This window comes from Stenotrophomonas sp. JAI102 (genome assembly GCF_013409105.1).
In the GTDB taxonomy this organism is placed as follows: Bacteria; Pseudomonadota; Gammaproteobacteria; order Xanthomonadales; family Xanthomonadaceae; genus Stenotrophomonas; species Stenotrophomonas maltophilia_AA.
Window position 1 is genome coordinate 376,037 of the sequence record NZ_JACCCI010000001.1, and the last position, 25,586, is coordinate 401,622.

Annotated in this window: 19 protein-coding genes; 12 read left to right on the forward strand and 7 right to left on the reverse strand. The window is 66.7% G+C overall.

All coding sequences use genetic code 11. The annotated features are described in order from the left end of the window. Positions 1 to 113 precede the first annotated feature (113 nt). The 8 genes from HDC96_RS01805 to HDC96_RS01840 all read left to right on the forward strand — a co-directional run bounded on the left by HDC96_RS01805 (position 114) and on the right by HDC96_RS01840 (position 13,256). On the forward strand, positions 114 to 1,151 hold the full coding sequence (locus HDC96_RS01805; RefSeq protein ID WP_179458498.1) for a LacI family DNA-binding transcriptional regulator: 1,038 nt from the start codon (positions 114 to 116) through the stop codon (positions 1,149 to 1,151). Positions 1,152 to 1,244: 93 nt separating this feature from the next. Beyond that, a complete protein-coding gene (locus tag HDC96_RS01810; RefSeq protein ID WP_179458499.1) occupies positions 1,245 to 4,304 on the forward strand; it encodes a TonB-dependent receptor in 3,060 nt (1,019 codons plus the stop codon). A 226-nt stretch (positions 4,305 to 4,530) separates the two neighbouring features. Beyond that, positions 4,531 to 6,144, forward strand: a complete 1,614-nt coding sequence (locus tag HDC96_RS01815; protein ID WP_179458500.1) for a glucoamylase family protein — start codon at positions 4,531 to 4,533, stop codon at positions 6,142 to 6,144. A 33-nt stretch (positions 6,145 to 6,177) separates the two neighbouring features. Further along, positions 6,178 to 7,494: a sugar ABC transporter substrate-binding protein gene (locus HDC96_RS01820; protein WP_179458501.1), complete on the forward strand. Its 1,317-nt coding sequence runs from the start codon at positions 6,178 to 6,180 to the stop codon at positions 7,492 to 7,494. Beyond that, entirely contained in the window at positions 7,491 to 8,372 is an 882-nt protein-coding gene (locus tag HDC96_RS01825; protein ID WP_123730758.1) for a sugar ABC transporter permease, read from the forward strand. The genes HDC96_RS01820 and HDC96_RS01825 overlap by 4 nt, the downstream gene beginning before the upstream one ends. Further along, entirely contained in the window at positions 8,369 to 9,205 is an 837-nt protein-coding gene (locus HDC96_RS01830; protein ID WP_176989448.1) for a carbohydrate ABC transporter permease, read from the forward strand. The genes HDC96_RS01825 and HDC96_RS01830 overlap by 4 nt, the downstream gene beginning before the upstream one ends. Then, entirely contained in the window at positions 9,202 to 12,384 is a 3,183-nt protein-coding gene (locus tag HDC96_RS01835) for a discoidin domain-containing protein (RefSeq protein WP_179458502.1), read from the forward strand. The genes HDC96_RS01830 and HDC96_RS01835 overlap by 4 nt, the downstream gene beginning before the upstream one ends. Then, positions 12,384 to 13,256 carry an endonuclease/exonuclease/phosphatase family protein gene (locus tag HDC96_RS01840; RefSeq protein WP_179458503.1) on the forward strand — a complete coding sequence of 291 codons (873 nt, stop codon included), beginning with the start codon at positions 12,384 to 12,386 and terminating at the stop codon, positions 13,254 to 13,256. The genes HDC96_RS01835 and HDC96_RS01840 overlap by 1 nt, the downstream gene beginning before the upstream one ends. A 277-nt stretch (positions 13,257 to 13,533) precedes the next feature. Here the strand turns inward: HDC96_RS01840 and HDC96_RS01845 are convergent, their stop codons facing one another. After that, a complete protein-coding gene (locus HDC96_RS01845) occupies positions 13,534 to 16,920 on the reverse strand; it encodes an Rne/Rng family ribonuclease (RefSeq protein ID WP_179458504.1) in 3,387 nt (1,128 codons plus the stop codon). A 443-nt stretch (positions 16,921 to 17,363) separates the two neighbouring features. Between HDC96_RS01845 and HDC96_RS01850 the strand changes: the two genes are divergently transcribed. Next, positions 17,364 to 18,302, forward strand: a complete 939-nt coding sequence (locus HDC96_RS01850; protein WP_019182886.1) for an RluA family pseudouridine synthase — start codon at positions 17,364 to 17,366, stop codon at positions 18,300 to 18,302. 175 nt (positions 18,303 to 18,477) lie between these two features. Here HDC96_RS01850 and zupT read toward each other — a convergent pair whose 3' ends face one another. From zupT to HDC96_RS01865, 3 genes are all read right to left on the reverse strand, one after another. Next, the gene (gene zupT / locus HDC96_RS01855) at positions 18,478 to 19,287 is read right to left on the reverse strand and encodes a zinc transporter ZupT (protein WP_176989452.1); all 810 of its coding nucleotides are present in this window, start codon (positions 19,285 to 19,287) and stop codon (positions 18,478 to 18,480) included. Positions 19,288 to 19,470: 183 nt separating this feature from the next. Beyond that, on the reverse strand, positions 19,471 to 19,890 hold the full coding sequence (locus tag HDC96_RS01860) for an energy transducer TonB (protein ID WP_179458505.1): 420 nt from the start codon (positions 19,888 to 19,890) through the stop codon (positions 19,471 to 19,473). Between the two features lie 4 nt (positions 19,891 to 19,894). Further along, positions 19,895 to 20,236 (reverse strand): 4a-hydroxytetrahydrobiopterin dehydratase, encoded by a 342-nt coding sequence (locus HDC96_RS01865; RefSeq protein WP_176989454.1) that lies wholly within the window; start codon positions 20,234 to 20,236, stop codon positions 19,895 to 19,897. A 90-nt stretch (positions 20,237 to 20,326) separates the two neighbouring features. On the opposite strand from HDC96_RS01865, the gene HDC96_RS01870 reads away from it, so the two are divergent. Together HDC96_RS01870 and HDC96_RS01875 are read left to right on the forward strand one after the other, a co-directional pair. Continuing rightward, positions 20,327 to 20,926 carry an NfuA family Fe-S biogenesis protein gene (locus tag HDC96_RS01870; RefSeq protein WP_176989455.1) on the forward strand — a complete coding sequence of 200 codons (600 nt, stop codon included), beginning with the start codon at positions 20,327 to 20,329 and terminating at the stop codon, positions 20,924 to 20,926. A gap of 9 nt (positions 20,927 to 20,935) precedes the next feature. Further along, positions 20,936 to 22,687 (forward strand): hypothetical protein, encoded by a 1,752-nt coding sequence (locus HDC96_RS01875; protein ID WP_179458506.1) that lies wholly within the window; start codon positions 20,936 to 20,938, stop codon positions 22,685 to 22,687. Positions 22,688 to 22,722: 35 nt separating this feature from the next. Here the strand turns inward: HDC96_RS01875 and HDC96_RS01880 are convergent, their stop codons facing one another. Further along, positions 22,723 to 23,169, reverse strand: a complete 447-nt coding sequence (locus tag HDC96_RS01880) for a barstar family protein (RefSeq protein WP_179458507.1) — start codon at positions 23,167 to 23,169, stop codon at positions 22,723 to 22,725. After that, a complete protein-coding gene (locus HDC96_RS01885; RefSeq protein WP_179458508.1) occupies positions 23,166 to 23,654 on the reverse strand; it encodes a ribonuclease domain-containing protein in 489 nt (162 codons plus the stop codon). The genes HDC96_RS01880 and HDC96_RS01885 overlap by 4 nt, the downstream gene beginning before the upstream one ends. Positions 23,655 to 23,921: 267 nt before the next feature. Here HDC96_RS01885 and HDC96_RS01890 point away from each other — a divergent pair, with 267 nt between their 5' ends. Continuing rightward, complete coding sequence (locus tag HDC96_RS01890; protein ID WP_179458509.1) at positions 23,922 to 24,533, forward strand: superoxide dismutase; 612 nt, start codon at positions 23,922 to 23,924, stop codon at positions 24,531 to 24,533. A 73-nt stretch (positions 24,534 to 24,606) separates the two neighbouring features. Here the strand turns inward: HDC96_RS01890 and HDC96_RS01895 are convergent, their stop codons facing one another. Continuing rightward, positions 24,607 to 25,395: an endonuclease/exonuclease/phosphatase family protein gene (locus tag HDC96_RS01895; protein ID WP_257018560.1), complete on the reverse strand. Its 789-nt coding sequence runs from the start codon at positions 25,393 to 25,395 to the stop codon at positions 24,607 to 24,609. Positions 25,396 to 25,586 lie beyond the last annotated feature (191 nt).

Below are 25,586 nucleotides of genomic sequence, written 5' to 3' on the forward strand. Positions count from 1 at the left end.
AGGGGCCGCCATGGACAGCTTTTGGTTACCGCCGTACGACATGAGGCTAACGTAGTGTTTACATCCGGGTTTGAAAACGCTTACATTCCGCGCCAAGCCCAGATCTCTAAGCCGTGGAGGGCGGCGAAGTGAACAAGGCAGCGATCACTATCAAAGATGTCGCCCGTGAGGCCCGTGTCTCTGTTGCCACGGTCTCGCGCGCACTCAATGGCCATGAAAATGTTGCCGAGCCCGTGCGCAAGCTGGTGCTGGAGGTAGCGGCGCGACTGCGCTACACCCCGCACGCAGCGGCCCGGAGCCTGAGCAGCCGACGGACCAACACCATTGGCGTGGTGTTGCCCGATCTCTATGGCGAATTCTTCTCCGAACTGATGCGTGGCATCGATGGGGTGGCGCGGGAGCGTCGCCAGCATCTGCTCGTGTCCAGTTACCACGGTGACCAGGAGCAGCAGGGCGCGGCCCTGCGTGCCATGCGCGGTCGTGTCGATGGGTTGCTGGTGCTCTCGCCGTATGCCGAGAGCCCGGGTTTCCTCACCGACAACCTGCCGCAGTCGCTGCCCACGGTGCTGATCAATACCTATCTGCCCGAGCAGGATCATCCGGTGCTGAGCATCGATGACCATGCCGGTGCGATGACCATGACCCGCCACCTCCTGGACGTCGGCCATCGGCGCATCGCCTTCATTTCCGGTCCGGACCTCAACTACGACGCCCGTGAGCGCCTGCGCGGGTTCCGCGATGCGCTGGCGGCCTTCGGCGATGCTGCCCAAGGTATCGAGTTGCCCGGTGACTTTGACGAAGCTTCCGGCCATCGCGCCGGACAGGAGTTGCTGGCAGCCGGCACGCTGCCCGATGCGGTGTTCGCCGCCAACGACATGATGGCGCTGGGGTGTCTGTATGCGTTCGCGCAGGCAGGTGTCCGTGTGCCGACCGATGTCGCCTTGGCGGGTTTCGATGACATTCCGCTGGCACGTTTCGTTCACCCGTCGTTGACAACGATGCAGGTGAGTATCGCCGACCTCGGCGATAAGGCCGCGACGCGCCTGTTGCAGTTGATGGATGGCAACAACACAGAAGGGGCCGGCGACAAGCAGACGCTCGTGCCGACCCTGATCGTGCGTGATTCGAGCAAAGCCAGAACCGAGCTGTAGGTCACGACCGTTGGTCGTGACGCATGTAAACCACGCTGTAAAAAAAACAACGACAGGGGCCGCAAAGACGGCCACCACCACCCGGAGAGTTACATGACGTATTCCAATCACCGCAACCGCGCGCCCGCACGGAGTCTGTTGTCCAGCGCGCTGGTCACCTGCCTGATGCTGGGCGCCGCCCCGAGCGTCATGGCGCAGTCGGCCACCTCGTCGCTGCGCGGCCAGGTCGCCGATACCGCCGCCGGCACCGAGGTCACCGCGACCAACGTGGCCAGCGGCAGCGTGCGCCGCGCCACCACCCGTGCCGATGGCAGCTACTCGCTGATGGGCCTGGACCCGGGCACCTACAACGTCGTGGCCAATGGCCAGACGCAGAAGGTGACGGTCACCGTGGCCTCGACCGCGACCCTGAACTTCAGCGGCGCGCCGGCCAACGGCAGCACCGCCAACGCCACCAACCTGGACACGGTCAACGTCATTGCGCCGACCCTGCTGCAGGAAGTGCGTACCTCCGAAGTGGGCAAGACCGTCAGCCTGCAGCAGATCCAGACCACCCCGCAGGTGTCGCGCAACTTCCTGGAATTCGCCGACGCGGTGCCGGGCCTGATCTTCACCCGCGATGCCAAGGGCAATACCTCCCTGCGCGGCGGTGCCACCAACTCCGATGGCACCAACGTCTACATCGACGGTGTGGGCCAGAAGAGCTACGTCAAGGGCGGCGGCGTGGCCGGCCAGTCCGGCAGCGCCGGCAACCCGTTCCCGCAGCTGGCGATCGGTGAATACAAGGTCATCAGCGGCAACTACAAGGCCGAGTACGGCCAGGTGTCGAGCGCGGCCGTGACCGCGGCGACCAAGTCCGGTACCAACGAGTTCAAGGGTGAAACCTTCTACCGTTACACCAACGAAGACATGCGCGCCAAGACCCCGGCCGAGCGCCAGGGCGGCAAGGACAAGATGGTCTCGGCCGAGAAGGAATACGGCTTCGCACTGGGTGGCCCGATCATCCAGGACAAGGCGCACTTCTTCGTGACCTATGAAGCCAAGCGCTTCGACCTGCCGGTCACCATCGCGCCGGACGGCGCGGTGACCAGTGCTGCCGGCCTGCTGCCGGCCGACGGCGCCGCAGGCCTCGGCCCGGCCAGCCAGCCGTTCCAGCAGGATCTGATCTTCGGCAAGATCGACTTCGAGCCGACCGACAACGATCGCATCGAGCTGACCTTCCAGGACCGCGATGAAACCCAGTCGCAGTTCAGTGGCCAGACCGCGCCGGAAGCCGGCCGTGAAGTGGTCAACACCGACCGTCGTTACGCCCTGCGCTGGAACCACAGCGGCGAGCGTTACTACAACGAGCTGATGGTCACCCACGAAGATTCGTTCAACAACCCGACCCCGCTGACCCTGGCCAACGGCATCACCTACACCGCACCGGACGGCACCGAAGACCGCACCGTGGTGAAGATCGGTGGCGCATCGGCGCTGGATTCGCAGGTGAAGGGCCAGAAGGGCTGGTCGATCGAAGACAACCTGACCCTGGACGGCATCGAGTGGCAGGGCGATCACACCATCAAGATGGGTGCCAAGTACAAGCAGATTGATCTGTACGCATCGGATGCTGCGCAGATCAACCCGACCTTCACCTACAGCCTGGGCGATGCGGATTTCCCGGATTCCATTCCGTACAAGGCGCAGTTCGTCAAGCCGGTGACCGGCGTGTCGGGCGTGTCGGGCGAAGTGCGTTCGAAGTCCAAGCAGATCGGCCTGTTCATCCAGGACGACTGGCAGGTCAACGACCATCTGCAGCTGAACCTCGGCCTGCGTTGGGATTACGAGAAGACCCCGTCCTACCTGGACTTCGTGACCCCGCAGCAGGTGGTCGACGCGATCTACTCGCAGGATCCGCGTGCGGCCGCTGGCCAGACCTACGCCGATTCGCTGGCGCTGGGTGGCCTGAACATCGGCGACTACATCAGCAACGGCCACAACCGCAAGGCGTTCAAGGATGCCTGGCAGCCGCGCCTGGGCTTCTCGTATGACATCAACGCCGACGAGCAGCACGTGTTCCACGGTGGCGCCGGTCGTTCGTATGACCGCGATCTGTTCGACAACCTGCAGCTGGAAACCACCAAGCTGGCCCTGCCGCAGCCGACCATCTACTTCCGCAACCCGGGCACCGGCACCTGCATCGACGGCCAGGCCGCCTGCTATGACTGGAACCCGAACCTGCTCAACGGCATCGGCAACCTGCAGGCCCTGGTCGGTTCGACCAGCAATGCCGGTCTGGAAGTCGACCTGCTGAACAACAACCTCAAGGTGCCGTACTCGGATCAGTTCAGCTTCGGCATGAGCAACCAGGTCGGTGACTGGCTGACCGATGCGACCATTTCCCGCACCCTGAGCTACGACGGCTTCGCCTTCACCCTGGGCAACCGTTACCCGACCGGCCAGTTCTTCGATGACCCGCGCCTGTGCGGCGGCACCGAGCCGGGCCTGGGCCAGGCCTGGAGCTGCAACGTGCCGGGCTTCGGCAGCCTGATCATCGGCCAGCAGGGCATCAAGACCCGTGCGACCCAGGTCCTGCTGTCGGCGCAGAAGCCGTTCACCCAGGAAAGCGGCTGGGGCACCTCGGTGGCCTACACCTGGACCACCGCGCGCCACAACCGTGACATCAATGAAAAGTACGCGTTCGACCGCGGCCTGATCGAAGACTATCCGACCATCCGCTCCAACGGCGCGCCGCGCCACCGCCTGGTGGTCACCGGTTCTTACGCGGGCTTCTGGGGCATCACCTTCGGTGGCAAGCTCACCCTGGCCACCCCGACGGCGGTGAACGACTGGTACGGCGTCCCGCAGGCCAGTGGCTACAACCTGCCAACCCCGCAGGCCGCGGTGCCCAACGCCAATGGCAAGTTCCTGCTGGGTGGCAAGATCTTCGGCTACCGTTCGGTCGATCTGCAGGCGACGAAGACGTTCAAGATGCCGGGCGAGACCGAGCTGTACGCGCGCATCGACATCATCAACGTGTTCAACTTCGACAACTTCTCCACCTACAACTACGTGAAGACCAACGGCAAGCTGCAGGCCAGCTACAACGAGACCGGCGACATCATCGGTACGCCGCGTCAGGTCAAGGCCGAAGTCGGCTTCCGCTTCTGATGCAGCAACGGCCCCGTCCTCGGACGGGGCCGGTTTCATGGCAATGGCTGGCCCTCGGGCCAGTCCATTGTCCAGGCCGGTGCCACGGAGGGTGGCAGCGGCCTGGGCAATGACCCGCCGCTTTCGACCACGCATGCGTGGTTTTTTAAAGCGGCGTTCTGTAAACGATTTCAGGTCATTGGACGTTATGCTTCCCAGTCACGAACACCGCACAAGGAGTTGGCCCATGCAGGCACGCCACCTGTTGACCGCTGCGACGATCAGTCTCGCCGCCGCTGCCTGTCAGCCGCAGGCCCAGCAGGAGCCGGCCAAGCCGAAGCCGCCCGTGATCCTGGTCGAGGCGGATGTGCCGCCGCGGCCGATGAAGCCGGAGCTGCCGCCGCTGTTCGACGATATCGAACGCCGCACCTTCCAGTTCTTCTGGGATACCACCAACGAGGTCAACGGGCTCAGCCCGGACCGTTACCCGTCGCGTCCGTTCGCCAGCATCGCCTCGGTGGGCTACGCGCTGACCGCCTATCCGATCGGCATCGAGAACGGCTGGGTCAGCCGCAACCAGGCGATCGACCGCACCCTGCTGACGCTGAAGTTCTTCCGCGACCTGCCGATGGGCCCGCAGCGGACCGGCAAGGGCGGCTACAAAGGCTTCTACTACCACTTCCTGGACATGCAGGAAGGCCGCCGCTACGACAGCTGGGTGGAACTCTCCAGCGTGGATACCGCGCTGCTGATGATGGGCGTGCTGTTCGCGCAGTCCTATTACGACGGTGACGACGCGCGCGAAAAAGAGATCCGCGCCATCGCCGATACGCTGTACAAGCGCGTGGACTGGCCGTGGCTGCAGCAGCGTGCGCCGCTGATCTCGATGGGCTGGTTCCCCGAGAGTGGCTTCATCGATCACGACTGGATGGGCTACAACGAGGCGATGATGGTCTACATCCTCGCGCTCGGCTCGCCGACCCATCCGGTCAGCCCGGACGCGTGGACGGTCTGGACGCGTACCTACGACAACGACTGGGGCGTCTACCAGGGCCAGGAATACCTGTCCTTCGGTCCGCTGTTCGGCCACCAGTACACGCATGTGTGGGTCGACTTCCGCGACATCCAGGATGCCTACATGCGCGAGCGGGGCAGCACCTACTTCCTCAACAGCCGCTCGGCGGCCCTGGCGCAGCGCGAGTACGCGATCGCCAACCCGATGAACTGGAAGGATTACGGCCAGAACGTGTGGGGCCTGACCGCCAGCGACGGCCCGCAGAACACCACCCAGGAATACCGTGGCGAGCAGCGCCAGTTCCGCCATTACTCTTCGCGCGGCGCCGGCCTGCGCGAGAACTTCGACGACGGTACCATCGCGCCGACCGCGGCGATCGCCTCGATCGTGTTCGCCCCGGAAGAGGTGATCCCGGCCGCGGTGGAGATGCACAAGCGCTACGGCGACTACATCTATTCCAGTTACGGCTTCCTGGATTCGTTCAATCCCAGCTTCAACTACGACATCCCGATCAAGACCGGTCGCCTGGTCCCGGATCGCGGCTGGGTGGCCAGTGATTACATCGGCATCGACCAGGGGCCGATCCTGACCATGATCGCCAACTACCGGAATGATTTCGTCTGGGATGTGATGAAGAAGAATCCGCACATCCGCAAGGGCCTGGAGCGCGCCGGCTTCAGCGGTGGCTGGCTGACGCCGGAAGGCGAGGATCAGCCGATGGAACTGCAGAAAGATGAAAAGGCGGCCTCGGCGCGCTCGGTCGGCATCGCCGAATCGCGCGCGGCAGCAGCCCAGGAACAGAAGAACAATTCCAATTCGAACCGCAACCAGCAGCAGGGGAAGTAAGCAGTGCCATCGTCGTCGCGCCCGAAGCTGGGGTTGAGTCTGTTGCTGCTGATCGTCGGCAGCCTGTTGTTGAGTGCCTGCCGGAAGGAACCGGAAGGAGTGACTGTGCGTTTCTGGGCGATGGGCCGCGAGGCCGAAGTCGTCACCGGCCTGGTTCGCGAGTTCGAGGCCGAAAACCCGGGCATCCATGTCGATGTGCAGAACATCCCGTGGACGGCCGCGCATGAAAAGCTGCTGACCGCGTTCGCCGCCGAAGGGCTGCCGGACGTGTGCCAGCTGGGCAATACCTGGATCCCCGAGTTCGCCGAACTCAATACCCTGACGCCGCTGCAGCCCTACGTGGCGCAGTCGAAGGTGGTGGACCCGGCCGATTATTTCCAGGGCATCTGGGATACCAACGTGATCCATGGCGAGCTGGTCGGCGTGCCGTGGTACGTGGATACGCGCCTGCTGTACTACCGCAAGGACATGCTGGCCAAGGCCGGCTACGACCACCCGCCGCGCAGCTGGGCCGAGTGGAACGAGATGATGGCGGCGATCAAGAAAATGCAGGGCCCGAACCGCTACGCCGTGCTGATGCCGATCAACGAGTTCGAGCAGCAGCTCTCCTTTGCCCTGCAGCAGCCCGATCCGCTGCTGCGCGATGAGGACACCCGCGGCAACTTCAGCAGCCCCGGCTTCCGCAGGACGCTGGGCTTCTACGAGAACATGTTCGCGCAGGGCTGGGCCCCGCGCATGTCCGAGACACAGATTTCCAACGTCTGGGACGAGTTCTTCCGGGGCTTCAACGTGTTCTACGTGTCCGGCCCCTGGAACATCCGCGAATTCAAGAAGCTGCAGCCCAAGGAACTGGAAGGGCAGTGGGGCACGGCCGCACTGCCGGGTCCGGATGGCCCGGGTGCCGGCATCGCCGGTGGCACCAGCCTGGTGATCTTCCGCGATTCGAAGCAGAAGGAAGCCTCGTGGAAGCTGATCGAGTTCCTGTCGCGCCCGGCGATCCAGGAGCGCTTCCATTCGATCATCGGCGATCTGCCGCCGCGGCGCAGCACCTGGGAGTATCCCTCGCTGGCCAACGATCCACTGGCGCAGCCGTTCCGCGACCAGCTCGAGCGGGTCAAGCCGACCCCGAAGGTGCTGGAGTGGGAGCGGATCGCCCAGGAAATGCGGATCACCACTGAACAGGTGGTGCGTGGTGGCCTGGACCAGGATCAAGCAGTGAAAGAGCTGGACGCACGCGTGGACAAGGTCCTCGCCAAACGCCGCTGGATGCATGAGCAGCACCGCCAGGAATCCTCCGGGCTGAGCGACAAGCAGCACTCCAGTGCAGTGGCCACGGAGGCGGCACCATGAAGCAGCGTTCGCTTGCCGGCTGGATGTTCGCCGGCCCGGCCATCCTGGTCATCGCGGTGTTCTTCGGTCTGCCGGTGTTCTCGGCGCTGGCCCTGAGCATCACGGATTTCGACCTGTATGCATTGGCCGACGGGGACAACCTGCGCTTCGTCGGCCTGGGCAATTACATCGATCTGCTGCAGACCCCGATGTTCTGGAAGTCGCTGTGGAACACGACGTACTTCGTGATCGTCGGCGTGCCGCTGTCGATCGCGGTGTCGCTGGGCGCAGCGATCCTGCTCAACGCCCCGGCCGCACGCTTCAAGGCACTGTTCCGCACCGCGCTGTTCGCCCCGGTGGTGACCACCCTGGTGGCGGTGGCGGTGATCTGGCGCTACCTGTTCCATACCAGCTACGGCCTGGTGAACTACGGCCTGGGCCATCTGGGCATCAGCCCGATCGATTGGCTCGGCGACCCGAACTGGGCGATGCCGACCATCATGCTGTTCGCGGTGTGGAAGAACTTCGGCTACAACATGGTGATCTTCCTGGCCGGCCTGCAGGCGATCCCGCATGACCTGTACGAGGCCGCCCGTATCGACGGTGCCTCGCGCTGGAAGCAGTTCCTGCACATCACCCTGCCGATGCTCGGCCCGGTGTTGCTGGTGGTCGGCGTGATCACCGTGTCCGGCTACTTCCAGCTGTTCGCAGAACCCTACGTGATGACGCGTGGCGACCCACTGCAGAGCACCGTCAGCGTGCTGTACTTCATGTTTGAAGAAGGCTTCAAGTGGTGGAACCTGGGTCGCGCCTCCGCGGTGGCGTTCCTGCTGTTCCTGATCATCCTGGGCGTGACCAGCATCATGCTGCGTTTCGGCCGCAAGAGGCAGTTGGTATGAGTCGTGAAATCGGTCAATCGCGCTGGCATGCCTGGTGGGTCAATGGCGGCCTGCTGGTGCTCGCGGTCCTGAGCCTGGCGCCGTTGCTGTGGATGCTGTCGGTGTCGTTCATGCCGACCGGCGAGGCGGCGCATTTCCCGCCGCCGCTGCTGCCGTCCTCGCTGACCACTGCGAACTACCATGAGCTGTTCGCGCGTACCGGCATGGCCAACAACTTCGTCAACAGCCTGATGGTCTCGCTGGCGATCACGTTCGGCTCGCTGCTGCTCAACACCATGGCCGGCTATGCCTTCGCCAAGCTGCGCTTCGCCGGCCGCGAGCGCATTTTCCAGCTGTTGCTGGCCGCGCTGGTGATCCCGGCGCAGGTGGCGATGCTGCCGCTGTTCCTGCTGATGAAGCAGCTGGGCCTGGTCAACAACTTCGGTGGCGTGATCGTGCCGGCGCTGGCGACGGTGTTCGGCATCTTCCTGGTCCGCCAGTACGCGCGTTCGATCCCGGACGAGCTGCTCGAAGCGGCCCGCATCGATGGGGCAGGGGAGCTGCGGATCTTCTTCCAGATCGTGCTGCCGATGCTCAAGCCGGTGCTGGTGACGCTGTCGATCTTCACCTTCATGGCCGCCTGGAACGATTTCATGTGGCCGTTGATCGTGTTGACCGATCAGGAGCACTACACTCTCCCGGTGGCCCTGGCCACGCTCTCGCGCGAGCACATCATGGACGTCGAAATGATGATGGCCGGCGCGGTGGTCACGGTGGTTCCGGTGCTGCTGCTGTTCCTGGCATTGCAGCGTTATTACATCCAAGGTCTGTTGCTGGGGAGTGTCAAAGGGTGAAGCATGCCGTCGTCGCGGTGGGTCTGGGTCTGGTCTGGTCACTGGCGGCCTCGGCCGCACCGCCGGCGACGCCGGTGTTGCCGGCACCCAAGGTGCTGGACAGCTTCGATGACATGAGCCCGTGGAAGCTGGTCGTCTCCGACCAGGTCAGCGGTTCGCTGCGCAGCGTCGCCGGCAGTGGCGGTGGCCGCGCGCTCTGCCTGGATTACGACTTCCACAATGTCTCCGGCTACGTCGGCATCCGCCGCGAGCTGGGCATCCAGTACCCGGAGAACTACCAGTTCGGCTTCCAGCTGCGCGGCGATTCCCCCGCCAATGACCTGCAGTTCAAGCTGATCGACGCCAGTGGCGACAACGTGTGGTGGGTCAACCGACCCGGCTACGCGTTCCCCAAGGCGTGGACGCCGGTGCAGTACCGCAAGCGCCAGATCGACAAGGCCTGGGGCCCGGAGACGGACAAGACACTCCATCGCAGCGCGGCGATGGAGTTCACGATCTACAGCAAGGTGGGCGGCAAGGGCACGGTCTGTTTCGACCGGCTCACGCTGCAGGGCCTGCCGCCGGCCGATACGTCTTCGCTGAGTCCCTCGGTGATCGCCGATACCGCCACCGCGCTGCAGAACCGCATCGTCGATGGCAAGCCGGACACGGTGTGGATCAGCGGCGGCGTGGCCGAGCAGACGATCAGCCTGGACCTGCACAAGGTGCGCGAGTTCGGTGGGGCGGTGATCGAATGGCTGCCCGGGCTGGAGGCCACGCGCTACGTGGTGCGTTCCTCGGCCGACGGACGCGCCTGGAAAACGGTGCGCGAGGTGACCGCCGGTGGCGGAGGCCGTGACTGGCTGGCCCTGCCCGATACCGAAGCGCGCTACCTGCGCTTCGACCTGAAAGGCGGCCCGAGCTGGCGCTACGGCATCCGCGACATCACGGTGAAGCCGCTCGAGTTCGCCGCGACCCCGAATGATTTCGTCCGCTCGGTCGGCGCGGAGCTGCCGCGCGGCTCGGTGCCGCGCGGTTTCACCGGTGAACAGCCGTACTGGACGCTGCTCGGCCTGGACGGCGGCCGCGAGCAGGCGCTGATCGGTGAAGACGGCGCGCTGGAGGTGGCCAAATCCAGCTTCAGCGTCGAGCCGTTCGTGCTGGTCGACAACAAGCTGCTGAGCTGGGCCGACGTCACCACCCGCCAGTCGCTGCAGGACGATTACCTGCCGATCGCCAACGTCGGCTGGACCCACGACAAGGCCGGCCTGCAGGTCACCGGTTTCGTGCAGGGCACGCCGGACAACGCGCAGCTGGTCGGGCGCTACACCCTGCGCAACCCGGACAAGGTCGCCCACGAGTACACGCTGGCCCTGGCCGTGCGCCCCTGGCAGGTGAATCCGCCGACCCAGTTCCTCAACACCGTCGGCGGCGTCAGCCGGATCGACAACCTGTCCTTCGACCCCACCCACGTGGATGTCAACGGCACGCCGCGCCTGTACCCGGCGCAGGCACCGGATGCCGCCTTCGCCACCGCGTTCGACAGCAAGCTCGACGTGGTCCACCTGGCCAGCGGCACGCTGCCGGGCACCACCGAAGTCAAGGACGGCACCGGCCTGGCCTCGGGCGCGCTGCTTTACCGCTGGAAGCTGGAGCCCGGCCAGAGCCGCGAGGTGGCGATCGTGCTGCCGCAGACCGGCAGCTGGACCATGCCCTCGGCCTTCGACGCGGCCAAGGCGCAGCAGCAGGTCGCCTCGATGTGGCGGACCAAGCTGGACCAGGTGACGCTGCAGGTTCCCGCCGCCGGCAAACCGCTGGCCGACACGCTGCGCACTTCGCTGGCGCACATGCTGATCTCGCGCATCGGCCCGAGCCTGCAGCCGGGCACGCGCTCGTATTCGCGCAGCTGGATCCGCGATGGCGCGATGATTTCCGAAGGCCTGCTGCGCATGGGCCGCAGCGATGCGGTGCGCCAGTACGTGAACTGGTATGCGCCGTATCAGTTCGACAACGGCAAGGTGCCGTGCTGCGTGGATTCGCGCGGCAGCGACCCGGTGCCGGAGAACGACAGCCACGGCGAGTTGATCTTCAACATCGCCGAGTACTGGCGCTACACCGGCGACACCACCTTCCTGGAGGTGATGTGGCCGCATGTGCAGGGCGCCTACCAGTACATGGAGCAGCTGCGCCTGAGCGAGCGCACCGAGGAGAACCGCGCCCGCAACCCGGCCTTCTACGGGATGATGCCGGTCTCGATCAGCCACGAAGGCTATTCGGCCAAGCCGATGCATTCGTACTGGGACAACTTCTGGGCGCTGCGCGGCTACAAGGATGCGGCGATCATCGCCAGCACGCTGGGCAAGGCGGAGGCGATGCAGATCAGCGAGTCGCGCGACCAGTTCCGTGACGACCTGCAGGCCTCGCTGCTGGCCGCGACCGCACAGCACAGGATCGACTATCTGCCGGGCTCGGCCGAGCTTGGCGATTTCGATGCAACCTCGACCACGATCGCGCTGGCGCCGGCCGGTGAGCAGGGTCGCCTGCCGCAGCCGTACTTGAACAACACCTTCGAGCGGTACTGGAAGGAGTTCGAAGCGCGTCGGGATGGCAAGCGCGAGTGGAAGGATTACACCCCTTACGAGTGGCGCAACGTGGCCGCCTTTGTGCGCCTGGGCTGGCGTGACCGCGCCTGGCAGGCGACCGAGTTCTTCTTCAAGGACCGCGCGCCGCAGCCTTGGAACCAGTGGGCCGAAGTGGTCTCGCGCACGCCGCGCAAACCGTTCTTCCTGGGCGACCTGCCGCACGCGTGGGTCGCCTCGGACTTCGTACGCTCGGCCTTGGACATGTTCGCGTACAACCGCGACATCGACGACAGCCTGGTGTTGGCTGCCGGCGTGCCGTCGCGCTGGCTGGAAGGCAAGGGTGTCGGCGTACAGGGCCTGCGCACACCGAACGGGCAGCTCAACTACGCGCTGGTCCGCAACGACAAGCAGCTCACCCTGACCGTGTCGGCCGGACTGATTCCGCCGGCCGGCGGCGTGGTGCTGCCGTGGCCGTACAGCGGCGAGCCGGGCGCCACCACCATCAATGGTGAGCCGGCGGAATGGGTGGGTGGCGAGCTGCGCGTGACGCAGGTGCCGGCCAAGGTCGAGATCGAGATTCCGGCATCGGTACGCCGGGCAGAACGCAAGGCACCGTAATGCGGCAGATGACGAGGAGGATGCGCGGCGTGCTGGCCGCCGCGCTGGCGTTGGCACCGCTGCTTGCGTGGGCACAGGGCACCGGGGCAGGGCAGGAGATGACCATGGTCACCTTCAACCTGCACCACGACCGCGAAGACTGGCCGGCCCGCCGCCAGGTCATCCTGCGCGAGTTGCAGGCGCTCCGGCCCGACGCGATCGCGTTGCAGGAAGTGATCCAGAAGCCCCACGTGCGCAACCAGGCCGCATGGCTGGCGCGCAAGCTCGGCTACGACTACCAGTTCGTCTCCACCGATCCGCCGGGGCGTTTCAAGCGCTACGGCAATGCCCTGCTGACCCGTCGCCCGGTGGTGTCGCGCAACGACCACCTGCTGGCACCGATCAACGACTACCGAACCGTGGCGCATCTGCGCATCGATGTGGACGGCCGCCCGGTGAATGTCTACGCCACGCACTTGAACGAGCGCTCGGACGAAGCCGGCAGCCGCATCCGCGGCGAGCAGGTCGCGGATCTGCTGGCGTTCATCGCGCAGACCGCGGGCGACGCGCCGGTGGTGGTGGCCGGTGACTTCAATGCGCTGGTGGATGCCGGTGACCTGAGCGCGCTGCGCAATCATTACGGCGACAGCTACGGCAGCGTGCACGTCAACAACGAGCTGGCCCAGGTCAGTACGCTCAACCGGCATTACTACGAAGCACCCTCGCGCATCGACCACATTTTCTTCCAGCAGGACCGGTTGCTCGCCCGTGAGGCGAAGATCCTGTTCGACCAGCCGTATGCCGATGGCCGCTGGGCCTCGGATCATTACGGTGTGTGGACCCGGCTGCAGTTTGCGCCGGGCACAGGAAACACCGGCGCGACGACGCCCTGAGGCGCGCGGCGGCGGCGTCGGTGATGGCGTAGCGCGCGAACGGCCGCATCCACGCATGGCGTGGATCTACCCTTGATGCGTCCCGTGCAGGATCCACGCATGGCGTGGATCTGCCCTTGATGCGTCCGATGGCATGGGTAGATCCACGCCATGCATGGATGCTCTCAGTGCCGCAATCATGAACCCTGGCGCACGCCACTGGCTCCGCCATCCAACACCCCAAACGCAGACAGCGGCCCGAAGGCCGCTGTCTGTTTGTTGCGTCACTGAGCCAGGATCAGGGCGTGTCGTTCTTTTCCTGCTTTTCCTGGTCAGCCTTGTCGCCTTCGTCGGCCTGCGGGGCATCGGTCGGGATGTCCTCGCGGGCTTCGGCCTGCGCAGCCTGTTCGGCAGCGTTGGTGGCGGCCGGGGTTTCGCTGGCGGCCGAACCGAACAGCTGACCGTTGTGCACGACCGGGCCGGCCGAGGCCGATTCGGTACGGGCCTGTGGGGCTGCCGACTGTGCCGGGGCCTGGGTCGCGTCGACGGCATCCAGCATGCTGGTCTGCACCGGCGCGGCGGTCGGCTCCTTCACTTCCTGCGCAGCGGTCTCAATGACCGGAGCGGCCGGAGCAGCCACCGGAGCCGGAGCCGCCGGAGCAGCGACCGGCGCCGGAGCCGCCGGAGCAGCGACCGGCGCCGGAGCCGCCGGAGCGGCTACCGGGGCCGAAACCACCGGAGCAGCCACCGGCTCAACCGGACGCGCAGCTTCCACCGGCGCGGCCGGCTGAGCAACAACCGGGGTCGGCCGCGGGCTTTCCACGAACGGCACCGGGTCGTTGTAGGAGGCCGGGGCCTTCTCGGTGATCGGCTCGACTGCCGGGGCGGATGCCTTTTCAACGACCGGGGTCGGAGCCTTCTCGGCAACCGGTGCAGCCACCGGGGCCGGGGTCGGCTCGGCGTGACCGGCGGTCACGACCGGACTGCTGACCACGGCGACCGGCGCCGCGGCAGCGACGGCCGCCACGGGGGCCGGGCGCGTTGCCTGGACCGGTGCGGGCGCAGCGGCTGGCGCGTTGCCGGATTCGTCGTCGAACTCGAACTCGGGCTGCGGCTGGCCGTTGTTGGCCACCTGACGCTCGGCCGGGGCAGTGGTGCCGCCGTCCTGATCGCCGTCCTGGTCGTCGCCATCGTCATCCAGACCGTTGTCGTCACCGTTCAGGCCATCGCTGCCGGCAGCCTGCTCGCCATTGCCACGACGACGGCGACGGCCACCGCGACGACCACGACGACGGCGCGAGGCGCCCTCACCGGTACCGTCTTCGGCATTGGCCGGCGTGTCACCCTGTTCGATGGCGTCGGTGTCGCTCAGCTGTGCATCCTCGGCCGGGGCGGCCTTGGCCGTTTCCTGGACGTGGGCGGCCGGCGCGGCGGCATCGGTGGCCACCACGGCAGCCGCAGCGATCACGGCGGCGTCGGCAGCGACCGGTGCAGTGCTGGTCGGCTTCGGTGCATCGGCCTGCGGCTGGCGCGCGGGCTTTTCGCTCACGGCCGGCTTCTCACCCTCGTTCTGCTGCGGCTTGGCCTGGCCGTTCTGGCCCTGCTTCTGCTTCAGCTTCGGCTGCTGCTGGTCGTTGCGCGCTTCATTGCGCGGCTTGGCCGGCTGCTGCTCGTTGCGCGGCTTGCCCTGGCCGGGTGCCTGCACCTGCGCGGCGTTGCCATTGGCCGGTGCGGCGGCGGTGTCCTGACGGCGCTCGTCGCGACGCTCGCCCTTCGGGCCGCGTTCGCCACGCTCACCACGGTCCTTGCCACGGCCCTGCGCCTGCGCATTGCCGTTGCCACCGCGTTCGCCACGCTCATCACGACGGCCATTGCGGTCCTTGCCGTTGCGATCCTTGTTGCGACCATTGCGGTTGCCGTCCTGGCCCGGGCGGTTGCTCGGCTGCGGTGCGGCGACCGGGGCCGGTTCGCCACCGAAGATGCGCTTCAGCCAACCCACCACGCCGGTTGCAGCCGGGGCGGCAACGGGGGCGGCGACCGGGGCCGGTGCGGCTTCCGGTTCCGGGGCTTCACGCACCGGGGCCGGCTGGCTGTGCTTGACCTGGGTCACCACCGGGGCGACCGGGATGTTCAGCTGGGCCTTGGTCAGCGCGTGCACCGGCAGCTTGCGCGGGGTGCCGCGCTGGTAGCTCGGCTTGCCGCTTTCTTCGCCCAGCTCGTTCTCGCGCAGGCGGGTCACTTCGTAATGCGGGGTGTGCAGCTGCTCGTCGGCGACGATCACGATCGGCGCGTCATGGCGCTGTTCGATCTCACGCAGCGCGCTGCGCTTTTCGTTGAGCAGGTAGTTGGCGATCTCGACCGGGGCCTGGACCAGCACCTGCCCGGTGTTCTCCTTCATCGCATGCTCTTCAGCCACGCGGATGATGGACAGCGACAGCGACTCGACGCTGCGCATGCGGCCATGGCCGTCGCAACGCGGGCAGACGATCTGGCTGGATTCGCCCAGGCTCGGACGCAGGCGCTGGCGGCTCATTTCCATCAGGCCGAAGCGCGAGATGCGGCCCAGCTGCACGCGCGCACGGTCGTACTTGAGTGCGTTCTGCAGGCGGTTCTCGACTTCGCGCTGGTGCTTGTTGGAGGCCATGTCGATGAAATCGATGACCACCAGGCCGCCCAGGTCGCGCAGGCGCAGCTGGCGGGCCACTTCGTCGGCCGCTTCCAGGTTGGTCTGGAAGGCGGTGTCCTCGATGTCGCTGCCCTTGGTGGCGCGCGAGGAGTTGACGTCGATGGCGGTCAGCGCTTCGGTCTGGTCGACCACGATCGAGCCGCCGGACGGCAGGCGGACGTTGCGTTCATACGCGCCTTCGATCTGCGATTCGATCTGGAAGCGGTTGAACAGCGGGATGTCGTCCTTGTAATGCTTGAGCTTGCGCAGGGTCTGCGGCATCACCTGCTGCATGAACTCCTGGGCGGTCTCGTACAGCTCTTCGGTGTCCACCAGGATCTCGCCGACATCGGCGCGCAGGTAGTCACGCAGGGCGCGCACGATCAGGCGCGATTCCTGGTAGATCAGGAACGAGGCCGGCTTGGTCAGCGCCGCCTCGGCGATCGACTTCCAGACCTGCAGCAGGTAGTCCAGATCCCACTGAAGCTCTTCGGCATCGCGGCCGACGCCGGCGGTGCGGATGATCACGCCCATGTCGTCGGGGATGTTCAGCTTGTCCAGCGCTTCTTTCAGCGCGGCGCGGTCTTCGCCCTCGATGCGACGCGAGACGCCACCGGCGCTCGGCGAGTTCGGCATCAGGACCATGTAGCGGCCGGCCAGCGAGATGAACGTGGTCAGGGCAGCGCCCTTGTTGCCGCGCTCTTCCTTGTCCACCTGGACCACGACTTCCTGGCCCTCGCGCAGCAGCTCGCGGATGCCGGCCTTGTTGTGGTCGACGCCGGCCTGGAAGTAATCGCGGGAGATTTCCTTCAGCGGCAGGAAGCCATGGCGCTCGCCGCCATATTCGACGAAGGCGGCCTCCAGCGAAGGCTCAAGGCGCGTGATGCGGCCCTTGTAGATGTTCGACTTCTTCTGTTCCTTGGACGGCTGTTCGATGTCGATGTCGTACAGCGTCTGGCCATCCACGATGGCTACCCGCAGCTCTTCAGCCTGCGTGGCATTGATCAGCATTCGCTTCATTCTTGCGTTCCTCGCGCGCTGCTACCGCGCGGAACGCCATGGGGTTTCGCTTCTGGTCACGCTTCACCGCCCATCGCGCATGCGCGGGGAGGGCGGTTTGGGTTTCCAGCGCTACAACACCACGGCAGGCCGCGGGAGCGCTTCATTATGTTTTGGTTTGGGTGTTACGGGGCCGGAGGCAGCTTTCAGCCAGGCTGGAGCGCCACAGGGACATGTTCAGCGCGAATGCGTGTCAGACATCCGGCGATGGCCGGGACCGCCGGTGAGCCGCTAACATGGCCGCCCCGGGGGCGGTGGCTGCGCACTGTGCCGGAATCGAGGGAAGTCGGGCTTCTGGCCCAGAGCAACTTCCAACGAAATCAATCCCTTATCTCGCCCGCCGAGTGTAACAGAATAAAAGGCCAATGACCGTTACCGAGCCCACCCCCAAAGCCGCTGAAGCCATGACCAGCGTACGTATCATCACTGTCCCGGCCGACCGCGCCGGGCAACGCCTGGACAACTTCCTGCTCGGCCAGCTCAAGGGTGCACCGCGCAGCCTGATCTACAAGCTCGTCCGCAGTGGCCAGGTCCGCGTCAACGGCGGCCGCGCCAAGGCCGAGCGCAAGCTCGAGGGCGGCGACGAAGTGCGGGTTCCGCCCGTCCGTCTCAACGAGGAGGGCGACAAGGCCGGCCCACCCGCCGCGTTCATGAAACGACTGGAAGATGCCATCGTGTTCGAAGACGATCGGCTGCTTGCGCTGAACAAACCGTCGGGCGTGGCCAGCCATGGCGGCAGCGGCATCAGCTTCGGCGCGATCGAAACCCTGCGCGCGCTGCGCCCCGGCAAGACCCTGGAGCTGGTCCATCGGCTGGACCGGGACACCTCGGGCCTGCTGATCGTGGCCAAGAAGCGCTCGGCCCTGAGCGAGCTGCAGGCGCTGCTGCGTGAAGACCATGGCGCCGGCATCCGCAAGCGCTACCTGACCCTGCTGGCGGGCCGCATGCCCGATGGCACCATGACCGTGGACGCCCCGCTGCACGTGGGCCTGCGCCAGGGCGGCGAGCGCCATGTCCAGGTCAACCCGATCGGCAAGGAGTCGATCAGCCACTTCAAGGTGCTGGAGCGCAAGGGTGGGCATTCGTACTGCGAGGTGCGGATCGAAACCGGCCGCACCCACCAGATCCGCGTCCACGCCCAGCACCTGGGGCATCCGGTGGCCGGTGACGACAAGTACGGCGATCCGGACGTCAACAAGCGGCTTCGTGAGCAGATCGGGCTGAAGCGTCTGTTCCTGCACGCGGCCTCGCTGGAGTTCGCGCTGGATGCGGGCAAGACGCCGTACCTGATCAATGCACCGCTGGCCGAGGAGCTGGTCGAGGTGTTGAACCGGTTGAAGTGAGCGCCGGCAGATAAGGCCGTGCCGAACGGAGGGTAGTGCCGGCCGCTGGCCGGCTCTGCACAGTCTTGATCGACATCGGGAAGAGCCGGCCAGCGGCCGGCACTACCGGGCGGTGGGCCCGACGCCGACGTTATCGAGTGGCAGGGCCCGGCGTCATCGGGTTGCGGCTACGGCCTCACCACTTGAACAACACCAGGCTGATCGCCAGGCTGCCCATGCCGGCCACGAGCCCGTACACGGTCTCGTGGCCCTTGGCATAGCGCTTGGCCGCAGGCAGAAGTTCGTCCAGGGCCAGGAACACCATCACGCCCGAAATGATCCCGAACACCCAGCCGAAGGTGGCGTGGTTGAGCACCCCGGACAACAGGACATAGCCGATGGCCGCGCCGATCGGTTCGGCCAGGCCGGACAGCAGGCTGGCGCCGAACGCATAGAACTTGTTCTGCGTGGCGAAGTACACCGGCACCGCGATCGCGATGCCCTCGGGGATGTTGTGGATGGCGATGGCGAAGGCCAGCGGCATGCCCACCGACGGGCTCTCCAGCGTGGCGAAGAACGTCGCCAGGCCCTCCGGGAAGTTGTGCGCGGTGATCGCCACGGCGGTCAGCAGGCCGACCCGTTTGATGTAGGCCTTGTTGTTGTCGCGGAACAGCGGATCCTGCTTGTCCAGGCTCTCGTGCGGGTTCGGGATCAGGTGGTCGATCACCACGATCAGCAGCACGCCGACCAGGAAGGCCGCGGTCCCGTAGGCGAAGCCCAGCCGGGCATCGTAGGCCTGGGTGAACGAGTCGATCGCCTTGTTGAGGATCTCGGTCAGCGAGACGAAGACCATCGCGCCGCCGGCAAAGGCCAGCCCGAACGCCAGCAGGCGCGGGTTGGGCCGGCGTGAGAACAGCACCATCAGGCTGCCCAGCGCGGTGGCCAGGCCGGCGGCCAGGGTCACCGCCAGGGCGATCCATACGTTTTCACTGGAAATATCAGGCATCCGCCAACGCGTCCTTGTACGAGAAAAGTGCGCCGTGCGGTCCCCGCCTTCCCACCGGACCGCTGAAATGCGGTGCTGCGAGGGGGCGGTGTTCACCGGGCGCGTGGCGACGCGTCGATCCGACGGGCGCCTTGACGATCCATGATGCGCGGTTGGCGGCGGCTGACCTCAACAACGCGGCGATCAGCCGCCGCGACGCAGCCGTTCTTCGACCGCGAAACACTGGTCGGGCTTGGGCTGCGGCGGATTGAAGCTGACCGGCACCTGGATCGTGGTCGAGACCGTCTGCCCGGCGCGGGTAGCGGCCTTGAACTGCCAGGCCTGCACGGCCTTCTGTGCCTGCTCGTCGAGCTGGGCGTTGCCGCTGCCGCTGGCGAGCTGGACCTGGCTGGGCTGGCCGTCGGCCGCGATGGTCACCTTGAAGGTGCTGGTGCCGCCGATCCCCTGGCAGGCCAGTTCGATCGGGTACTCCGGTGGTGGCGTCTTGACCGCCGCGACCTCGGTGGGGGCGGCGACCGGTGCGGCCGGTTCGGCGGGCGTCTTGTTGCAGCCCGCCAGAGCGACCAGGGCAAGGCTGGACAGTGCGATGTAAGGCAGTTTCATGGGCTTACTCCGTCAGGGCCGAGGCTTTCGCCGCGCAGATGAAGTCGTTCTCGCTCAGGCCACCCACGTCGTGGGTGGAGAAGCGCACCACGGCGCGGTCGTAATGCACGCCCAGGTCCGGGTGGTGGTCTTCGCGATGGGCCACCCAGGCGAGCGCGTTCACGAAGGCCATGGTGCCGTGGTAGTTGTCGAAGCGGAAGGTACGGGTCAGCGCCTGGCCGGCCTCGGCCAGCTCCCAGCCCGGGACCTGGGCCAGCAGCTCGGTGACCCGGGCGGCGCCGAGCTTGTGGTCGCTGCCTTTGCGCGGCACGCAATGGGCTTGGGCCAGCGGAATCAGGTCGGCCATGGGTTCCTCCACATCTGGATGACTGAACAATGCGCGGTCGGGTGTATAAACCGAATGAGCGCATAACAAGGGATTGGCTAGAATAGCCCGATGATCCAGATATCCGACACTGCCCAATCCTATTTCCGCAAACTGATCGAGCGTGAGGCCGTGCCCGGCATGGGTGTACGCCTGACCGCCGTCGATGCGGGTACCCCGCGCGCCGATGCCCGCCTGGAGTTCGCCGATCCCAGCGAACTGCTCGGTGATGAGTGGGCGGTGGACTGCGATGGCTTCACCCTCTACGTGGCCGCCACCAGCGTGGCCTGGGTCGATGGCGCCGAGATCGATTTCGTCACCAATGCGACCGGCAGCCAGCAGCTGACCATCAAGGCGCCCAAGATCAAGGGCGAGGCGCCGACCGAAGGTTCCTCGCTGGTCGAACGCGTGCGCTGGGTGGTGGAGAACGAAGTCAATCCCCAGCTGGCCTCGCATGGCGGCAAGGTCGCGGTGCAGGAAGTCTCGGCCGAGGGCGTGGTGCTGCTGCGCTTCGGTGGCGGCTGCCAGGGCTGCGGCATGGCCGACGTCACGCTCAAGCAGGGCATCGAAAAGACGCTGATGGGCCGCGTGCCCGGCATCACCGCGGTGCGCGACGCGACCGACCACGACAGTGGCGACGCGCCGTACATTCCCCGCGGCACGGCTGCCTGATCGCACTGCGTGCCACTGCGCCGGGCTGACGACATCCTCGATTGGCTGCTGGCTCGCCAGCCGGACAAGCGCATTCTTGAAAAAACCACGGGCCTCCCTTACGGGTGGGGCCTGTGGCTGCGTGCGTTGTCGCCGCTGCCGCGGCCGTTCCGCGCCATCGAGGTGCTGGCCGAACTGGCCCAGCGCGCGCCTGTTCCGCATGGCGGACGCCTGCCGGCGCTGAGTTCCGCCCAGGCGATGCGTCGCCTGCTCTGGCAGGGCTGGGATCCGGCGCCGCGCGACCAGCGCTGGATGCGCTGGACCTCGGCGGTGATCAGCGCATTGCTGCATCTGGTGTTTGCCCTGTTGCTGCTGTGGGTCGCCTTGATCCGGCCGCCGAGCGAACCGGAGCAGGGCGGTGAGAGCGGGCGTGTGCAGGTGGCCTTCGTGGGCCGCGGCACGCCGCAACAGGAGGAAGGCGGCCAGCCGGCCGCCGAACCGGCGACCGCGGAAGCCGCCCGTGCCGCGGCGACCGACAGTGCCCAGGCGGTGGCTTCGGCCGGTGCCGACGCGCGTGAGCCGTCTGCCTCGGCGCCGCAGCCCGTCGCCGCGCCTGCACCGCCCAGTGAACCGCAGCCGGCGCCTCCCGCGCCGTCGACGCCCGCGGTGGAACAGCCTGTGCAGGCGACCGAGGTCGCCCAGGCCACGACCGATTTCGTGGTGCCGCCGACCAGCGTGCCGCGCACCGAAGTGCGTGTGGTGCCACGCGACCCGCAGGACATCGCCGTGCGCGAGCGCACCGTGGTGACCGTGGAAGCGCCGACGCCGCGCAGCACCGTACCCACGCTGCGCCCGGTCGAACCGCAACTGCGGACACCCGACCTCACCGTCCAGGAGCGCCAGGTCACCGTGGTCGAGGCACCCGCTCCGGCCGTTACGGTGCCCGGCCCACGGGTGGATGCCACGCTCCCGCAACGCGAGGTGCAGGTGCGAGAACGGGAGATCCGGCCGGTCACCGCACCCGCGGTGACGGTGGCGACACTGCCCGCGCGCGAGGTCACCGTGCCGGGCCGATCACCGGAGATCGCCGTGCGCGAACGCGCGGTGCCCGATGCCGCGCCGCGCCCGGAACCCCCTTCGCCGACCGCGGCAAGCAGTACCGCGACGGCCCCGGCAGCGACCCGTTCCAGTACCGCCGCCAGTGCGTCCAGCACCAGTGCGGCCAATGCGACGCGTGCGCCTTCCACCCGGACGGCAGCGGCGCCGGGCAGCTGGGCCACGCCGAACCGCGCGGACGACTGGGGTGCGGCCAACCATCCGCAGGATGCCGATCTCAACGGCAGGGCCGTGAGTGCGACCCAAGGCAACGGCGGCAGCCTGTTCAAGGCCGATGGCAGTGTGCGTGTCCCGGCCCAGGCCGGCGCCGGCACTACCGAGCGCGGCGCGCCCGGCGGCGACAAGGACGGCTGGAGCAAGGAGCGCATCGCGCAGTCCGGCACCTGGCTCAAGCGGCCGCCGTACGACTACACCCCGACCTCGTTCGACAAGTACTGGGCGCCCAACGAATCGCTGCTGGCCGAATGGGTCCGCAAGGGCATCAAGGCGGTCGAGATCCCGATCCCGGGCACGAGCTCGTCGATCTCGTGCGTGATTTCCGTCCTGCAGTTCGGCGGTGGTTGCGGCCTGAGTGATCCGAACATGCAGGACCAGCCCGCCATCGCGCGGCCGCCGCCGGATATCCCGTTCAAGAAAGAACTGCAGGAAGACAACGGCAGCCGCTGAGGTGCGGCCTCGGCGGCTCTACCGGATGCTGGGCGTTACGGTGCGGCGTCCGCGTCCAGTTCCACGTCCGCATCCTGCAATGCGACGAAGGCCCAGAACGGCACGTTGCTGTCGCTCCAGTAGCGGCTGGCTTCGTCGAGCACCTCCAGCAGCGTGTCGAACTCCGCGCCGGCCTCGCTGCGCAGCGCATCGGCATCACTGAAGAACAGTACGTAGCCGTTGGCCGGCAGCCACGCCAGGTCACGCAGGTTGTCGGTCAGCGCATCCCAGTTGCCGCCGAAGCCGGTCGGGAAGTCCAGGCGCGCGGCCAGTCGCATCAGCAGCGTGCGCTTGTCCTGGCAGCCGGCCAGGTCGATCTGGATCACGCGGAGGCCGGCATCGCGCATCGCTGCCGACAAAGGGGCGACATCGTCATTGCCGATCGCATAGATGCCGGCGTTGTTGATGTCGTGCAGGCCCAACTCGAATCCGTCATGCGTCATTGCCAACTCCCGGCAGGTGGAACGTCGAAACTGCGGAACGTTTCATAGTGATCATCGGTATAGAACCAGCCAGTAGGGGGTGTGCCGCCGGTGACGATGCGCCGCGCGCCGCGATTGCCGGCGCCGGGCGTGTCCACCGTGTATTCGTGGTAGTAGCCGCGCGGTCGCTGCGGCAGGCGTTGTTCGCGGTTGCTGAAAATGCTGCCGTCCTGCCGGTGCGGGAACGGGCCGCCGCGCTGGATCAACGCGATGGTGTCGCGTGCTTCGGCGGGCAGGAACGGGGGCAGCGGATCGCGTGCCGCCTTGGGCCCGGCTGTCGATGACGCCGTCGTCGATGACGCCGCTGCACCGGCGGCCGGCGCACTGTCCGGCTGGGTCAGCGACGGGGCGAACTGCGGCGCGGGCGGGCGCTGGGCCAGCTTGATGGCGGCCAGGCCACCGACCAGCAGCACGATGGCGATCAACAACAGCAGCGGCTTGCGCATGAGGGGCCAGGGGCGATGGGCGAGGGAACTACTCTACTGCGATCATCGACCTGCACGGTGAGGCCCAGCCGAACAGGCGTGCTGCACTGCGATGGACGCCGTGCTGCCTGCGTGTGCCGTCACTGTCGCGTAACGATCCCGACACGCGATCGACCGCGCAGGACGAAGTTTCCTTTACATGGCCCTTGGTAAGCTTGTCGGCCATCCCCATCATCGACACCGCAACGCCCGGTCTTTGCCGGGCGAGTGAGCTACCAGGAGAACCACATGGCCTATACCCTCCCCAAGCTGTCCTACGCCTACGACGCGCTCGAGCCGCATATCGACGCAGCGACGATGGAAATCCACCACACCAAGCATCACCAGACGTACATCAACAACGTCAACGCAGCGCTGGAAGGCACCGAGTTCGCCGACCTGCCGGTGGAAGAACTGGTCAAGAAGACCAAGTCGCTGCCGGAGAACCTGCAGGGCGTCGTGCGCAACAACGGCGGCGGCCACGCCAACCACACCCTGTTCTGGACCGTGATGTCGCCCAACGGCGGCGGCGCTCCGGTCGGCGATGTGGCCAAGGCCATCGATTCGCAGCTGGGCGGCCTCGAGAAGTTCAAGGAAGCCTTCACCAAGGCGGCCCTGACCCGCTTCGGCAGCGGCTGGGCCTGGCTGAGCGTCACCCCCGACAAGAAGATCGTGGTGGAAAGCAGCGCCAACCAGGACAGCCCGCTGATGGACGGCAACACGCCGATCCTGGCCCTGGACGTGTGGGAACACGCGTATTACCTGAAGTACCAGAACCGTCGGCCGGACTACATCGGCGCGTTCTTCAACGTCGTCGACTGGAATGAAGTCGAGCGTCGTTACCAGGAAGCCATCGCCTGATTGGCGCGGCCACCTGACACAAAAACGGCCAGGCAGCGATGCCTGGCCGTTCTTCGTTGGGACGCCGCCCGGCTCAGGGCGCGCCGGTGCTTTCCGGGGCCTGCAGGCGCAGGGTGGCCATCGTGCCCAGGCGCAGCGCCGTGGCGTCACCTTCGCTGGCCGGCAGCGTGATGCTGTCCTGGCGGATGCCGCCGAAGGACTTGACCTGGAACAGCACATCCAGCCCGTGGCCCCGTGCCGCGCCGGCCAGCGAAGGCGGGTCCACGCGGTCGCCCGGGTTCTTGCGGGCCGGCTGGAAGCCCGGCGTGCTGCCGACCAGTTCGGTGATCTCGGCCGAAAAATCGCCCGCGATCAGCGAGGGCAGGCCGTCGGCGGTCGCGCCGATCCAGGTCATCAGGTCGCTGGTCTGGTGCCGGCGGATCTGTGCATCGTCCGGCGCCGGCCGCAGCCGGGCGACATAGATGTTGATCAATTCCTCGCGCAGCTTGACCCGCAGCATGCCCGCCGCGCTGAATTGCCCGGGCGGATGCAGCAGGGTGACCGCATCATCGGTCACCGGCAGCCGGGTGAGCATGGCGCTGCCGTGCCGCAGCGGCTGGCTGGGCGGGTCGGCGGTGACGAAATCGCAGCTGTAGCGCAGCCGGCTGGCCAGCCAGCAGGCCGGGTTGCGGCCCTGGGTCTGCTGTACGCGGTGCACCGCGATCACGTCCGGCTGCATCGATTCGAGCAGCTGCAGCACCTGGTCACGGCGCTGCTGCCACTGCGCATCGTCCAGGGTCGGCAGCTCCAGCGTCGCGATCTTCAGCGAGGGCAGGGCGTCTTCGGCCTGGCGCGCATGTGCCAGGGCGGCGGGGGCCGTCATCAACAGCAGCAGGATCCAGCCTGGCCAACGTCGGGTCCCTTCGGTGATGTGCGTGCGCATAACGATAAGTTTACGCTTCCGCCGTCGACGATCCGTGACATGGGGCCCACCTGCGGCGGTCGTTCCTGATCGGCCTGCCATGTCCGGCAGCGGCTGTCATGCAGCTGTGCAGCGTGCGCTGGGGTGGGGCG

Bases quoted from the DNA above. Each gene is read 5' to 3' on its own strand.
- HDC96_RS01810 (WP_179458499.1), top strand. From the start codon at position 1,245: ATGACGTATTCCAATCACCGCAACCGCGCGCCCGCACGGAGTCTGTTG.
- HDC96_RS01815 (WP_179458500.1), top strand. From the start codon at position 4,531: ATGCAGGCACGCCACCTGTTGACCGCTGCGACGATCAGTCTCGCCGCC.
- HDC96_RS01825 (WP_123730758.1), top strand. From the start codon at position 7,491: ATGAAGCAGCGTTCGCTTGCCGGCTGGATGTTCGCCGGCCCGGCCATC.
- HDC96_RS01830 (WP_176989448.1), top strand. From the start codon at position 8,369: ATGAGTCGTGAAATCGGTCAATCGCGCTGGCATGCCTGGTGGGTCAAT.
- HDC96_RS01840 (WP_179458503.1), top strand. From the start codon at position 12,384: ATGCGGCAGATGACGAGGAGGATGCGCGGCGTGCTGGCCGCCGCGCTG.
- HDC96_RS01845 (WP_179458504.1), bottom strand. From the start codon at position 16,920: ATGAAGCGAATGCTGATCAATGCCACGCAGGCTGAAGAGCTGCGGGTA.
- HDC96_RS01850 (WP_019182886.1), top strand. From the start codon at position 17,364: ATGACCAGCGTACGTATCATCACTGTCCCGGCCGACCGCGCCGGGCAA.
- zupT (WP_176989452.1), bottom strand. From the start codon at position 19,287: ATGCCTGATATTTCCAGTGAAAACGTATGGATCGCCCTGGCGGTGACC.
- HDC96_RS01860 (WP_179458505.1), bottom strand. From the start codon at position 19,890: ATGAAACTGCCTTACATCGCACTGTCCAGCCTTGCCCTGGTCGCTCTG.
- HDC96_RS01865 (WP_176989454.1), bottom strand. From the start codon at position 20,236: ATGGCCGACCTGATTCCGCTGGCCCAAGCCCATTGCGTGCCGCGCAAA.
- HDC96_RS01870 (WP_176989455.1), top strand. From the start codon at position 20,327: ATGATCCAGATATCCGACACTGCCCAATCCTATTTCCGCAAACTGATC.
- HDC96_RS01880 (WP_179458507.1), bottom strand. From the start codon at position 23,169: ATGACGCATGACGGATTCGAGTTGGGCCTGCACGACATCAACAACGCC.
- HDC96_RS01885 (WP_179458508.1), bottom strand. From the start codon at position 23,654: ATGCGCAAGCCGCTGCTGTTGTTGATCGCCATCGTGCTGCTGGTCGGT.
- HDC96_RS01890 (WP_179458509.1), top strand. From the start codon at position 23,922: ATGGCCTATACCCTCCCCAAGCTGTCCTACGCCTACGACGCGCTCGAG.
- HDC96_RS01895 (WP_257018560.1), bottom strand. From the start codon at position 25,395: ATGACGGCCCCCGCCGCCCTGGCACATGCGCGCCAGGCCGAAGACGCC.